The following is a 13008-nucleotide window of genomic DNA, read 5'->3' on the forward strand; positions in this document are numbered from 1 at the left end:
CGGGTTCCGGAACGATCCGGCGAAGACCCCGGGGGAGACCCGCGGCGGGTGATCGGGGCGGCAGTCGCAGAAGGCCGGGGCCGGGCGGGCGGGAACCGCGCCTCCCCAAGGAGACCACCATGGACAACGCGACTCTGGAAGCGATGCGGACCACTCTGCGCGGACCGGTCATCGGCCCGCGGGATCCCGAGTACCCCCAGGCCCGCAGGATCTACAACGCGATGATCGACAAACGTCCCGCGGCCATCGCGCGGTGCACGGACGCCGCGGACGTCGTGAACGCGGTCAACCTCGTCCGCGACAGCGGCCTGGAACTCGCCGTCCGGGGCGGCGGACACAGCGGCCCCGGCCTCTGCCTGGTGGACGGCGGCGTCACCGTCGACCTGTCGCCGATGCGCTGGGTGCGCGTCGACCCCGCCGCGAGGACCGCCCAGGCCGGCGGCGGCAGCCGACTCGGCGACCTCGACCACGCCACCCACGGCTTCGGGCTCGCGACACCCACCGGGATCATCTCGATGACGGGTGTCGGGGGCCTGACCCTCGGCGGCGGCCACGGCTACCTCACCCGCAAGTACGGCCTCACGGCGGACAACCTGCTGGCCGCGGACGTCGTGCTCGCCGACGGCGGCTTCGTCACCGCGAGCGAAACCGAGCACCCGGACCTGTTCTGGGCCCTGCGCGGCGGCGGCGGCAACTTCGGCATCGTCACCTCCCTCACCTACCGGCTGCACCCGGTGGACACCGTCGGAGCCGGTGCCACCGTGTGGCCGGTCGACCGCACCCGCGAGGTGCTCACGTGGTACCGCGACTTCCTCCCGCGGGCGCCCGAGGACGTCTACGGCTTCTTCACCGTCTTCGTCATCCCGCCGGGCCCGCCCTTCCCCGAGGAGCTCCACGGCCGGAAGGCGTGCGGAGTCGTGTGGTGCCACACCGGCGCCCCGGACCGGCTGGAGGAGGACCTCGCCGCGGTGAACGAGCCCGCGCCGCCGGCCTTCCACTTCACGGCGCCGATGCCCTATCCCGCGCTGCAGAGCATGTTCGACGAGCTGATCCCCACCGGGTACCAGTGGTACTGGCGCGGCGACTTCTTCGACAGCATCCCGGACGCCGCCGTCGAGGTGCACCTCGAACACGGCGAGAACATCCCCACCCCGCTGTCGCTGATGCACCTCTACCCGGTCGACGGGGCCGCCCACCGGGTGGGCCGGGACGAGACCGCCTGGAGCTACCGGGACGCCGTCTGGTCCGGCGTCTTCGCCGGCGTCGACCCCGACCCGGCGAACGCCGGGACCATCAAGCGGTGGTGCGTCGACTACTGGGAGAAGGCGCACCCCTACTCCATGGGCGGCGCGTACGTGAACTTCATGGGGGAGGACGAGGGCCAGGAGCGGGTCCGGGCCACCTACCGCGACCACTACGACCGGCTCGCGCGGGTCAAGCGGACGTACGACCCGGACAACCTCTTCCACGCCAACCAGAACATCCGCCCCGCCCGGCAGCCGTGACACCCCGCCCCGCCGCCCGGACCCGCCGGGATCCGCGCCCGCGGAGCCCGGACGGCCGCCGCCTCGCCGGGGGAACACCGCCTCCGGCGGAGAACCCCTCCGGCGGAGAGCCCCTTCAGTGGGCGGCGGCGGTGGCGCGGGCCCGCAGACGCCGGGTGACGGGCACGACGAGCGCGGACGCCGCGAGGCAGTACCCGCCCAGCGCGACGAGCTGGACCGGCTGGCCGACACCGGCGTCCAGGAGCAGGCCGCCGGCCCCGGGACCCAGCGCCGAGGCGAAGACCAGGACCGCCACCACCACCGACCGGATGGCGCCCAGGTGGCGGGTGCCGTAGACCTCGGGCCACACCGCGCCGAACAGGCTCAGGGAGAGGCCGTTGGTGACGCCGTACAGGGCCATGAAGGCGAACACGCTCCACGGGTCCGTGACGGTGCCGAGCAGCAGCAGCCCGCCGCCGAGCGGGAGGAGGAAGACCGGCAGCAGCACCAGCGCGGTGAACCGGTCCAGCAGGACGCCGCCCGCCACGCTGCACAGCACGGTCAGGACCGCGTAGAGCGGGAACGCCGACGCCAGCACCTCCAGCGACCAGCCGCGCGTCCCGGCCAGATGGGCCTGGTGGAAGAAGACGGTGTTGCCGATCAGCGCGGGCGCCGCGGTGGCGAGCAGCAGGGGGTAGAAGCACCGGTCCCGCAGGACCTCCGCGCGGGTCCAGCCGGCGGCGGGCTCCGCCGGGTCCGGGGAGCCGGCCGCGGGGTGCGGGGCGCGTTCCGTCCTGAACAGCGCCGCGACGGCGGCGCCCACGACGATCACCACCGCCCCGGCCGCCCACCACACGGACTGCCACCCGGCTGCGCCGGCCAGCGCGACGGCCAGCGCCGGAAGGGCCGCCTCGCCCGCGTTCAGACCCAGGGCCGCCAGGGACACCGCCCGTCCCCGCTGCCGGGTGAACCAGCGGCCCAGCACGGTGAACGCGGTGTGCGTCATCATGCCCTGCCCGAACAGCCGCAGCAGGACGAGGGCCCCGAACAGCGTGAGGAGGTCCGCCGAGCAGGCCATGGCCACGGCTCCCAGCGCCAGCAGGGGCACGCTCACGAGCACGACCCGGCGCGCCGGGTGGCGGTCGACCAGGTGCCCCGTCCTGGTCAGGGCGACGGCGCCGAGCAGGGTGGCCGCCATGTACAGGGCGCCGTAGGAGCCGTGGGTGAGGCCGTGCCTGCCGCGGACGTCGTCGGCGAAGAGCGAGACGAAGAAGGTCTGGCCGAAGGAGGAGAGCAGGAACAGCAGGAAGCCGCCCAGCAGCCGGCGGCCCTCGCGGCGGAGGAAGGCGGCGGCCTTGTGCGGGTGGGTCATGTGGCCTGCCCGCGCCCGCCCGCGCCGCCGTGGACCGGCTCCGCGCCGCCGTGGACCGGCCCCGCGCCGCCGGGCCCCCCGGCGTCTTCGGCGGTGAAGGCCGCCGCCGCGTACGCCTCCGCGCTGCGGGCCCAGTTCAGGTCGCGGTGGGCCGCCATCATCTGCAGGTCGCGCCAGTGCCGGGCGAGCGGGTCGCCGGTGAAGTGGGCGGCCGTCCCCGCCAGCTGGACCAGCCGGTGCACGGAGCGGACGCACAGGCGGGCCAGGTAGGCGCGGTCCCTGCCGATCGCGGCGGCGTCCTCGGGGGAGAGGGCCCGCCGGGCGGTTCCCGCCGCGTGCAGGCGTGCGCACACGGACTCGTACAGGTGCCGGGCGCAGGCCAGCTCCGCCGCGCTCTCCGTCAGCCCGTCCCGCACCGGCGGCTGCTCCAGCGGACGCGACCCGCCGGCGTCCCGCGAGAACCGGGCCAGGCAGGCCGTGAAGGCGCCCTCGGCGCAGCCGAGCACCGGGCCGATGACGCAGCTGTTGACGTACGGCAGGAACGGCACCTCGTCGAGGTAGTACGGCGACGGCGACGGCCCGCCGTCGGACGGCTGCCGCCCGGCGAAGCAGTGCGACAGGGAGCCGGTCAGCGCCTCGGGGACGAAGACCCCGTCCACGCGGATGTCCCGTGACCCGGTGCCGGCCATCCCGGAGACGTCCCACCCGTCCTCGACCCGCACCTGCCCGGCGGCGAGCGGAACCAGCAGCCGGTCCGCCGGATCGCCGCAGTGGACGTTGAGCAGGAACCAGTCGGCGTGGTCGGCGGCGGAGCAGAACCGCCACCGGCCCGCCACCTCGAAGCCGCCGGGGACGCGGGTGAGGCGTCCGTCGGCCGCCGCGGACGCCGTCGCGAACACCTGCCGGGGGCCCGCCGCGAAGACGGTCTCGGCCGCCGCCCGCGGCAGCCGCCCGGCCAGTGCGGCGTGCCCGCCGACGACCCCGACGACCCACCCGGTGGACGGGCAGGCCCTGGCCGCGCGCCGGGCCGCCTCCACCAGCGTGGGCCAGCCGTGTCCCGGCCCGCCGAAGCCCGGCGGCGCGGCGAGCTGGAGCAGCCCGGCGTCGAGCAGCTCGGCGACGGTCGCGTCCGGCAGCCGGCGTTCCCGTTCCGTCTCGGCGGCCCGGCCGCCCCACCGGCCGGCGAGCGCGTCGACGGCGGCGAGCACGTCCGGGTCGGCGCCCTCGACGTGCGTGTCCGCGCCCCTCACCGCGGTCCCGTCCCGCCGTGCCCGCCGACCCGGCGCACGACCGGGTCCTCGAAGCAGAAGCCGTCCGGGATGAGCGGCTCCCCCGCCAGCTCCAGGAACTCCGCGAGCGTCCCGGCGTCGTCGCACGCCACGAACTCGTAGAAGTTGGTGCCGTTCCACAGCAGGTGGACGTGGGCGAAGCGGTCGCCGAGCGCCCCCACCAGATCGTCGAACTCCACCTGGCCGTCCACCATCCGCGTCAGCATCTCCCGCCGTTTGCGCTGGATCTCCTCGGGAGGGAAGTAGCGGGCCTTGTGCACCTCGTCCTTGACCCGCTCCCGGCGCTCGTACTCCAGCGGGTCGGGGTGGTTCAGCTTCTCCAGGAAGAACGCCAGGCCGCCGGGCCTGAGCACCTCGGTGAGGTGTGCGATCTGCGCGGCGCGGTCCTTGCCGTAGAACTGGAACGCGGCCGTCTCGTACACCACGTCGAAGCCGTCGCGGAACGGCGCGTACTCCGGCGCCGCCCGCAGTGCGGCGCGGTCGAGGTGGAACAGCGAGCCGGGGAAGTAGCGGGAGAGGGCCGGGTCCGCCCAGGTGCGGAACCACCGCTCGTTGGCCCGGTTGGGCGAGCTGGTCAGGGTGGTGACGCGGCCGTCGGCGAAGGCCGCCAGGGTGCGTCCGCTGCTGCCGTCGAACGCGTCCGCCTCGTAGAAGGTCAGGCCGCGTCCGTCGCGCTGGGCGCGGCGCCCGGCCAGGCGGGCCAGCGCGACGCCGACCCGGGACAGCTCCTCCAGGACACCGGGCACGCTGGCCAGGAAGTGCCGGAAGAGCGGACCCGAGCGTTCCACCATGGCGTCCTGGTAGTCCAGCAGGAGACGGTCGGGGACGGCGTCGCGGATCGTGGAGCGCACCGGGGCGCGCGGCACCTGGTCCCGTCCGGTCGCGATCGCGTCGAAGCGGTCGGCGAGGCCGATCATCGAGGACGACGCCACGTACTCGCGGGGATCGCCGTCCGGGGGCCCGGGGGCCGGTTCGGCGAGTGCCCGCCGCAGGGCCCGCCGGTCGGTCTTGCCGGACTCGGTGCGCGGAAGCTCGTCGTGGAAGACCACGAACGCGGGCACCATGTGCCAGTCGAGGTGCTCGGCGCAGTGGCGGAGGAGTTCCTCGGCGTCGGGCGTGCGGCTGTCGCGGGGCACGACGCAGGCCGCGGGCACCTCGCCCGCCTCCTCGTCGGGCACCGGCACCACGGCGGCGTCGGCCACCGAGGGGTGCTGCCTGAGCCGCGCTTCGACCTCGTGCGGGTTCACCTTGAACATCGAGCGGCTGAAGGCGTCGTCGCCGCGGGCGACCCAGTGCAGGAAGCCGTCCTCGTCCCGGGTGAACAGGTCGCCGGTGAACAGCACCCTGTCCTCGCCGAACAGGCCGGTGCGCAGGACACGGCCGGTCAGCTCGGGGTCGCCCCAGTAGCCCTGCATCACCTGGTCGCCCGCGACCACCAGTTCGCCGGGCACACCGGGTTCCCCGACGGGAGCGCCGTCGCCGTCCACGAGGTGGGCGCGCACACCGGTGACGGGTTCCCCGACGGAGCCGGGACGGCGGTCGATCTCCTCCGGCGGCAGGGAGCACACGCGTTTGCACTCGGTGAGCCCGTACATCGAGTGGATCGGCACGTCGGGGAGCGCCTCGCGCAGTGTCCTGATGTGCTCCACGGGGAGGCGCTGCCCGGTGCTGGACAGCAGGCGCAGGGACGGGCGCGGATCCCGGCCGAGGCCGTCGATCCGGCACAGGTGGGCCAGCAGGGAGGGGAAGCCGTGGACCGCGGTGACGCCCTCCTCGCCGATCGTCTCCCACACCTCCCGCGGACTCGCGGCGAGGCCCCGCAGCAGCACCGCCCGGCCGCCGAAGGCCAGCGGCATCACGATGTTGTAGAAGCCGAAGTCGGAGCCGATGGGGGTGCAGCTCAGCACCACGTCGTCGGCGGTGTGGCCGAGGGAGGAGGTGACCGCTTCGAAGGCCGCCGTCATGGCGCGGTGGCCGACCGTCACGCCCTTCGGCGACGAGGTGGAGCCCGAGGTGTAGAACACGGCGGCCGGCGGGCCCGCGAGCGGTATGCCCGGGCCCCTCCGGGGCCGTCCGAGCGGACGCGGCCGTGGCGTCGCCCCGCCGGGCGGTCCGCCGGCGCCCAGGGGGAGCACGGCGGACAGGCCGGTGTCGGCGAAGAGGTCGCCCAGGGCCCCGGCCCGGTCGGTGACCAGGAAGGCGGCGTCGCAGGCGCGGATCTGGTGGACCAGTTTGCGCCGCGAGAACGTCGGGTGGGTGGTGACCAGGCAGCCGCCCGCCTTGAGGATTCCCAGGGTCGCCGCGACGACGTCGAGGGACAGGTCCGCGTAGACCACCGCGCGGTCGCCGGCGTCCAAACCGAGACCGAGGAGCCGCGCCGCGTACGCGTCGGCGAGTTCGTTCAGTTCCCCGTAGGAGACGGTGGTTCCGTCCAGGGTCACGGCGGCGCGTGCGGGGTGCCGTGCCGCGTTTCCCTCGAACAGCCCGGCGAGCCGCGTGGGGTGTCCGGTGGCGCCGGCAGAGGTGTCGTGCGTCGGTCCGTTCATCAGTAGGACGACGCCTTCTCCCGGTGGAGCGTGTGGCGTTCCGTGCCCCGCAGCGGCGGGTTGAAGACGCTGAGCAGCGTCATGTCGCCGTCGGGGTCCGCGCGCAGTTCGTGCCGGTCGTGCCGGTCGAGCGCGTAGAGCACGCCGGGGGTGATCCGGTGGCTGTTGCCGGCGTCGTCCGTGATCTCCCCGGACCCCGACAGGCAGAAGCAGGCCTCCAGGTGCGAACGGTATTCGAGGAGCGAGGACGTGCCCGCCCGGACCACGGTGTGGCACACGGTGAAGCCCATGTTGTCCGTGGCGGTGAGGAGGCGGACGCTGGTGCCGTTGCCCCAGTCGACCTCGTACCGGGAACCGGCCAGTTCGGTCAGCGATCGGATCAGCATGCGGCTCCCTCGGCGCTCTGTTCCCCGTGTGGATCGCGATCACTATAGAAAGCGCTTGCACAGGCTCGACAGTTGATATTCCGCCACTCCTATGGCGCAAAGACGCCGTGCGGGGAAGAGCTTTCGGGGCGGAGCGACGAGCGTCGGCCGGCGCAGGGCCGGCCCGCCGCAGGCGACCGGTCCGTCCCCGCCGCACAGGGCACGGCCTTTATCGGATTGCCGCCGATCGGCCGGTCGGGTAGGAAGCCCGCATGTTGAGAGGCAGCAAGGTCGGGCTCAGGGCCCGGCACGAGGGCGACATCCCGGTCCTGCAGGCCGAGCTCCACGACGACGTGGCCAACCACTCACGGGCCGACGGCCGACCGTGGCGGCCGATCACGCCCGGCTCGAAGGAATCGCCGTTCGTGGTGGACGACAAGGAGCAGCGGCACGCCTGGTTCTCCGTGGTGGAACTGGACGGCGGCACGCTGGTCGGCGCCGCGGAGCTGTGGAACATCGACACCCACAACCGGTCCGCGCACATCGGGCTGGGCCTGCTGCCGTCCTCCCGCGGCAAGGGGTACGGCACCGACGTGGTCGCGGTGCTGTGCCACTACGGTTTCGCCGTGCGCGGCCTGCACCGGCTGCAGATCGAGACGCTGTCGGACAACGCCGCGATGCTGCGCGCCGCCGAGCGCAACGGCTTCGTCCGCGAGGGCGTGCTGCGCTCGGCGGCCTGGGTGATGGGCGAGTTCCTGGACGAAGTCCTGCTCGGGCTCCTCGCCCGGGACTGGAAGCCGGACGCGAAGGGCTGAGGAGTCCCGGCGCGGTGCGGGCGGCGGCCCCGGCTCACGCGCGCAGCGCGGCGAGGACGTCGTCCTCCCGCACCTCCCCGGACAGGACGGGGCCGTCCGCGAAGAGGAACACCGGCGGGGCCGGCAGGCCGAGTTCGCGGACGCGGGCGAGTTCGGCGCGCACCGCGTCCGCGCCGCCGTCGTCGGTGACGACGCCCGTCTCGGCGACGATCCGGGCGAGCACGGCGGGGTCCGCGATGTTCAGGCCGTCGGTGAAGTAGGCGCGGAACAGCCGCTCGGCCACTTCCTCGCCCTTCCCCTGTCCGGACGCCTGTGCGGCGAGACGGTGCGCGTCGAAGGTGTTGGTGAACACCGCGCGGCGGAAATCGAGTTCGAGGCCGTCCTCGGCGCCGAGCGAGGTGTCGGCGGCGAGCCGGGCCGCCACGGCCGCGCCGCGCTCACGCGACCAGACGTCGATCAGCGGCTCGCCGGCGGGGGACGCGTCGGGCCGCAGCTGGACGGGGCGCAGCACCGTCTCGGCCGTGCCGCCGTCCGCGCGGTGGCGGCGGACGGCCCGGACGTAGCGGGTGAAGCCGATGCAGCAGTGGACGCAGACGAAGTCGAGTACGGCCTCGACGCGGCGCGGAGGGGTCATGGGCGGACTCCTGGGAGTGAGGGAGGGGGGCGGTACCCGGTCCGGGCGTTCACCAGGGCATCGGACCGGCGGCCGTGAAGTAGCCGCCGGTCGGCCCGTCGGGTCCGATCAGGGCCATGCGGACGATGATGTCGGCGCCCTCCTCGACGCTCTGGGCTCCGGTGCGGCCGTTGAGGTCGGTGGCGGTGTGTCCGGGATCGACGGCGTTGATCCGCATCGTCGGCAGGGCGCGCGCATACAGCACCGTGACCATGTTCAGGGCGGCCTTGGAGGAGTTGTACGGCAGTGAGGAGACCCAGACGGGAACCAGTGGGGCGTGGGCGGCCGGATCGGCCGCGACGGCCAGTGAGCCCAGGCCGCTGCTGACGTTCACCACGACCGGCGACGCGCTCCGGCGGAGCAGGGGCAGGAAGGCGTGCGTCACGCGTACGGCGCCGAACACGTTGGTGTCGTGGACCGCCAGCATGTCCGCGGCGGTGATCTCGTCGGCCGGCCGCGCGGGACCGGCCACGCCGGCGTTGTTGACCAGGACGTCGAGTCGTCCGGCCCGCTCGCGGACCAGCGCGGCGGCCGCCGCGACGGAGGCGTCGTCGGTGACGTCGATGGTCAGGGGCCGGGCGCCGACCGCCCGGGCGGCCTCCGCGCCGCGGCGGGCGGCGCGGGCGCCCAGGAAGACGGTGTGCCCCGCCCGGACCAGGCGGCGGGCGGTCTCCAGTCCCAGGCCCTTGTTGGCCCCGGTGATGAGAGTAGTCGTCACGCCCGGCAGTCTCACCGCTCGGCGGCCGGCCCGGCAGGCCACCGCTCTTCCTGGTAACGCCGGTACCAGGACGGCGCGGTCCGGGACGCCGATACTGGAGCGGTGGGCACACAGGGCGCGGGCGGGCATCCCCGGCGGCGGGGCAGCGAACTGGGCGACGCACTGCGCCGCTGGCGGGAGCGCGTCCCTCCCGCCGCGGTCGGGCTGCCCGCCGGACGGACCCGCCGGACGCCCGGCCTGCGCCGCGAGGAGCTGGCCCTGCTGGCCGGGATATCCGCCGAGTACGTGGTCCGCCTGGAGCAGGGCCGGGCGACGTCCCCGTCCGCCCAGGTGCTCGGCGCCCTGGCACGGGCACTGCGCCTGTCGGGAGCCGAGCGTTCCCTCCTGTTCGCGCTGGCCGGGCAGCCCGAGCCCGCGGACGGCCGGCTGCGGAGCCGGCTCACGCCCGGGGTGCGGCGGCTGCTCGACCAGATGCCGGGCACACCCGTCGGCGTGTACGACGCCGCCTGGACACTCCTCGCCTGGAACCGGCTCCACGCCGCCCTGACGGGGGACCCGTCCGCACTCCCGGTCCGGGAGCGCAACGTGGTGTGGCAGCACTTCACCGGCCCGCCCGGCCGTGTGCGCCACACCTTTGAGCAGCAGGCCCGCTTCGAGACCGCGGTGGTCTCCGACCTGCGCGCCGCCCGCGCCCGCCACCCGGCGGACGCGGCCCTGCGCGGCCTCGTCGCGGACCTGCGCAGGACGAGCCCGCGCTTCGCCGCCCTGTGGGACGCCCACGAGGTGAGCGGTCACACCCGCCACACCAAGACCGTCCACCACCCCGAGGTCGGGCCGCTCGACCTCGACTGCGACATCCTCACCGACCCCGAGGGCGACCTGCGCGTCGTGATCCTCACCGCCGCGCCGGGCAGCGACGCCGCCGGCCGGCTCGACCTGCTCCATGTCATCGGCACCCAGCGGATGACCGAACCGCGCACCGGCACGGACCGGTTGACCGGCGACGGACCGGTGTCCCACCGGTGACGCCTTCGCAGCACGGTCCCGTCCGTCCCGTGGCGGGGCAGTTCTCGCAGCTTCCTCACCGCTCGGCCGCGCCGACCGGGTCCGGAGCCGGATGAGCGGGTTCAGGACCCGCTGAGGTGCCGGGCCGTTACCCGCACGAGTACCGGCATTCCGATTCCTTCCGCCCCGGGAGCACGGTGTGCCGCTGCCGCTGCCGCTGCCGAAGGCGAGGTTCCGTCGCGAGGAGCCGGGGAACGGCCACCGCTGCTTCGAGCCCGCCCCGGAGGCGATCGCCGGGATCGCGTACCGGTGCCGAGCGTGTCGGCACGCTTCCTCCTGGACGTGCGGGAGCGGCGTCTGATCTTCTTACCGGCATGACACGGTTTCTCCGACTGCGATTAGTCATCACGGCCGTGACCGCTTCCGCACTGCTGGGCGGCCTCGCCTGTGCGGCCGGTGCCGTTACCGGCGAAGAGGGCTCCACGAGTGTCGCCGCCGCCCGGACGGGCAGCACCTCCTCATCCGGTTCCGGGTCGGAACTGCGCAGGACGCTGCGGGAACTCGAGGAATCCCATGCGGGGCGGATCGGTGCGGTGGGCATCGACCTGGGGACCGGCCGCACGGTCGGCTACCGGGCCGACGAGCGCTTCCCCTTCAACTCCATGTTCAAGGTGTTCGCCTGCGCGGCGGTGCTGCACGAAGCACGCACCAGCAGGCCGGGGCTGATGGACGAAGTCGTGCGCTGGAAGCCCTCCGACATGACCGGCCTGACCGGGAACTCCCCCGAGACCACCGAGTACACCGACACGGGCATGACCCCGGCCCAGCTGTGCCGTGCCGGGATCACCAAGTCCGACGGCTTCGCGGGCAACATGCTGCTGGAGCAGATCGGCGGGCCGCGCGGGCTGACCGACTTCTTCCGCGCCATCGGCGACCGGGTCAGTCGCCTGGACCGGCCGGAACCCCGGCTGACCGAGTGGCAGCCCGGGGAGAAGCGCGACACCACCACTCCCGCGGCCGCCGCGCGGACTTTCGCCGAGCTCACCACCGGCTCGGTCCTCCACGCCCGCGACCGGGCCCGGCTGGTCGGATGGCTGAAGGCGAGCCTCACCGGCGCCGGCCGGATCAAGGCGGGCATTCCCCGGGACTGGACGGTCGGCAACAAGACCGGCACCGGCGGCGCGAGCAACCACGGCACCGCCAACGACCTGGCGATCGTCTGGCCGACCGGATCGGACGCGCCGATCGTGCTGGCAGTGTTCACCAACCGCGATCTCGATGACACCCCGCACGACGACAAAGTGATCGCGGCCACCGCGACCGCGCTGGCCGAGGCCCTCGGCAGGCTGTGACCTGCCGAGGGCCTCGGCCGGCGGCGCTTCCACCGTGACGCGACGACGGGCGATGACGGCAGACGACAGCAGATGACGGCAACGGTCACCGTCGTCACCGTCCGCACCCGCCCGGTGGGCCCCGACGCGCCCGTGTCGGGGCCCACCGGCCCGCGAGGAACACGAACCGGCGAGCCAGAGGCTTCGATGAGTCCCCAGTCCCGTCCCTTCCCCCCGCCCGCACGCCGGTGCCGGCCGGCCCGGCGAACGATGCTCACGGCGCTGGCCACCACGGTGCTGGTCCTGCTCGCGTCGACCGGCTGCGCCCGATGGGCCGAGCCGCCGCCCCTTCCGCCCGCCGGCGTCTACGAGCACGGTGCGGCGGACGAGAACTCGCGGGCCGAGCCGGTCCCGCCCGACGGCGTGGCAGGGGCCCTCACCCGGCCGCTGAGGAAGGCCGGCTGGTTCTGTGCGCAGGTCCGAGCCAATGCGGACGGCCGTGCCCTGTGGTGCCGGATCGCTCACCGCGACGAGGCGGAGACGGTGCGTTCGCAGGTGGCGCAGTTCCTGCTCGACCGCGACGACCGGCTCGCCTGGGCGTGGTTCCCGCCCATCGAGGCGAACCCCGAAGGCCACGGGGTCGCCGTGGCCGCGGCGCCGGCGCTGACCGCGATCTGGCCCGGCGCCGGGGACCGCCTGCGGGCGGAGATCGACGACTTCGAGGACGACCACCGTGCCGACACCCCGGGACGCGACGGCGACACCCCCCGGACGGGGTGGCGGGACAGGCACGCGGAGTACCGGTACGACCGGCACAACGGGCTGGTCGTCACCGCCCGGGACGTCTCCGTACGGCGCTGGCCGTTCGGCTCCGAGCACTACGCGACCACGATGAGCTCCGCTGTCGACGATCTCCTCGCCGGCGGCTACGACTGCTTCTATCCGCCCCAGCAGAGCTGCACCCGCGTCCAGTCGAACGGCTCCTTCGACGTCACCCTCCGCGGCGACCAGATCGTCTCGGTCCGGTTCGGCATCGGCAGCCTGATCGAGTCCGGGCGGCAACAGCACCCGCTCGGCGAGGAGTTCCCGAACGGCCTCACCTTTCTCACCGAGACGGTCCGCCGTCCCGTCACGGAGCGCATCGAGCGGTCCCGGCGAACCGGCACCGGCTTCGCCGGCATCGTGGCCGGAACGGTCGTGATCATCGACGCGCGTTCGCGTGTGCGCGGCGAAGGTGATCTCGTGGCCTACTTCCACATCCGGATCGGCGTGCCACTGGCCGCGACCCTGCCCCTCTGATCCCGCGGCCAGGACGCGGGCACCGCCGGGGCGGGCGTGCCCCCCGGGGGGCGGTCCGGAAGCCGGTCACGTGCCCGCCCGGCCGTCGTGCGCGGTCCGCCGCCGCGGCCG

General features: G+C 74.2%; 11 protein-coding genes. 5 read left to right on the top strand and 6 right to left on the bottom strand.

Annotation, left to right across the window (positions count from 1 at the left end; translation table 11 throughout):
- Positions 1-119: 119 nt before the first annotated feature.
- On the top strand, positions 120-1505 hold the full coding sequence (locus ABD358_RS07005; RefSeq protein ID WP_344629975.1) for an FAD-binding oxidoreductase: 1386 nt from the start codon (positions 120-122) through the stop codon (positions 1503-1505).
- Positions 1506-1620: 115 nt separating this feature from the next.
- On the opposite strand, the gene ABD358_RS07010 is transcribed toward ABD358_RS07005, so the two are convergent.
- The 4 genes from ABD358_RS07010 to ABD358_RS07025 are packed head-to-tail and all read right to left on the bottom strand — an operon-like array spanning position 1621 to position 7077.
- Positions 1621-2856 carry an MFS transporter gene (locus ABD358_RS07010; protein WP_344629976.1) on the bottom strand — a complete coding sequence of 412 codons (1236 nt, stop codon included), beginning with the start codon at positions 2854-2856 and terminating at the stop codon, positions 1621-1623.
- Positions 2853-4106, bottom strand: coding sequence for an acyl-CoA dehydrogenase family protein (locus tag ABD358_RS07015; protein ID WP_344629977.1), 1254 nt, complete (start codon positions 4104-4106; stop codon positions 2853-2855). Before ABD358_RS07015 ends, ABD358_RS07010 begins: the two co-directional genes overlap by 4 nt.
- On the bottom strand, positions 4103-6691 hold the full coding sequence (locus ABD358_RS07020) for a class I adenylate-forming enzyme family protein (RefSeq protein WP_344629978.1): 2589 nt from the start codon (positions 6689-6691) through the stop codon (positions 4103-4105). Before ABD358_RS07020 ends, ABD358_RS07015 begins: the two co-directional genes overlap by 4 nt.
- Entirely contained in the window at positions 6691-7077 is a 387-nt protein-coding gene (locus tag ABD358_RS07025) for an ectoine synthase (RefSeq protein ID WP_344629979.1), read from the bottom strand. Before ABD358_RS07025 ends, ABD358_RS07020 begins: the two co-directional genes overlap by 1 nt.
- Positions 7078-7328: 251 nt before the next feature.
- On the opposite strand from ABD358_RS07025, the gene ABD358_RS07030 reads away from it, so the two are divergent.
- Positions 7329-7871, top strand: a complete 543-nt coding sequence (locus tag ABD358_RS07030; protein ID WP_344629980.1) for a GNAT family N-acetyltransferase — start codon at positions 7329-7331, stop codon at positions 7869-7871.
- A 34-nt stretch (positions 7872-7905) separates the two neighbouring features.
- Here the strand turns inward: ABD358_RS07030 and ABD358_RS07035 are convergent, their stop codons facing one another.
- The gene (locus tag ABD358_RS07035; RefSeq protein ID WP_344629981.1) at positions 7906-8505 is read right to left on the bottom strand and encodes a DsbA family oxidoreductase; all 600 of its coding nucleotides are present in this window, start codon (positions 8503-8505) and stop codon (positions 7906-7908) included.
- A gap of 49 nt (positions 8506-8554) precedes the next feature.
- Complete coding sequence (locus ABD358_RS07040) at positions 8555-9262, bottom strand: SDR family NAD(P)-dependent oxidoreductase (RefSeq protein ID WP_344629982.1); 708 nt, start codon at positions 9260-9262, stop codon at positions 8555-8557.
- Positions 9263-9364: 102 nt separating this feature from the next.
- Between ABD358_RS07040 and ABD358_RS07045 the strand changes: the two genes are divergently transcribed.
- The 3 genes from ABD358_RS07045 to ABD358_RS07055 all read left to right on the top strand — a co-directional run bounded on the left by ABD358_RS07045 (position 9365) and on the right by ABD358_RS07055 (position 12897).
- Positions 9365-10288 carry a helix-turn-helix domain-containing protein gene (locus ABD358_RS07045; protein ID WP_344629983.1) on the top strand — a complete coding sequence of 308 codons (924 nt, stop codon included), beginning with the start codon at positions 9365-9367 and terminating at the stop codon, positions 10286-10288.
- Positions 10289-10680: 392 nt separating this feature from the next.
- Positions 10681-11619 (top strand): class A beta-lactamase, encoded by a 939-nt coding sequence (bla, locus tag ABD358_RS07050; protein WP_344629984.1) that lies wholly within the window; start codon positions 10681-10683, stop codon positions 11617-11619.
- Positions 11620-11868: 249 nt separating this feature from the next.
- The gene (locus tag ABD358_RS07055) at positions 11869-12897 is read left to right on the top strand and encodes a hypothetical protein (protein ID WP_344629985.1); all 1029 of its coding nucleotides are present in this window, start codon (positions 11869-11871) and stop codon (positions 12895-12897) included.
- The last annotated feature ends 111 nt before the right edge of the window (positions 12898-13008 follow it).

Source organism: Streptomyces glaucosporus, assembly GCF_039533345.1.
GTDB classification, from domain to species: domain Bacteria; phylum Actinomycetota; class Actinomycetes; order Streptomycetales; family Streptomycetaceae; genus Streptomyces; species Streptomyces glaucosporus.

What these genes read in the sequence shown, in the direction of transcription:
- ABD358_RS07005 (WP_344629975.1), top strand. Translation starts at nt 120, where the DNA reads ATGGACAACGCGACTCTGGAAGCGATGCGGACCACTCTGCGCGGACCG.
- ABD358_RS07010 (WP_344629976.1), bottom strand. Translation starts at nt 2,856, where the DNA reads ATGACCCACCCGCACAAGGCCGCCGCCTTCCTCCGCCGCGAGGGCCGC.
- ABD358_RS07020 (WP_344629978.1), bottom strand. Translation starts at nt 6,691, where the DNA reads ATGAACGGACCGACGCACGACACCTCTGCCGGCGCCACCGGACACCCC.
- ABD358_RS07025 (WP_344629979.1), bottom strand. Translation starts at nt 7,077, where the DNA reads ATGCTGATCCGATCGCTGACCGAACTGGCCGGTTCCCGGTACGAGGTC.
- ABD358_RS07030 (WP_344629980.1), top strand. Translation starts at nt 7,329, where the DNA reads ATGTTGAGAGGCAGCAAGGTCGGGCTCAGGGCCCGGCACGAGGGCGAC.
- ABD358_RS07035 (WP_344629981.1), bottom strand. Translation starts at nt 8,505, where the DNA reads ATGACCCCTCCGCGCCGCGTCGAGGCCGTACTCGACTTCGTCTGCGTC.
- ABD358_RS07055 (WP_344629985.1), top strand. Translation starts at nt 11,869, where the DNA reads ATGCTCACGGCGCTGGCCACCACGGTGCTGGTCCTGCTCGCGTCGACC.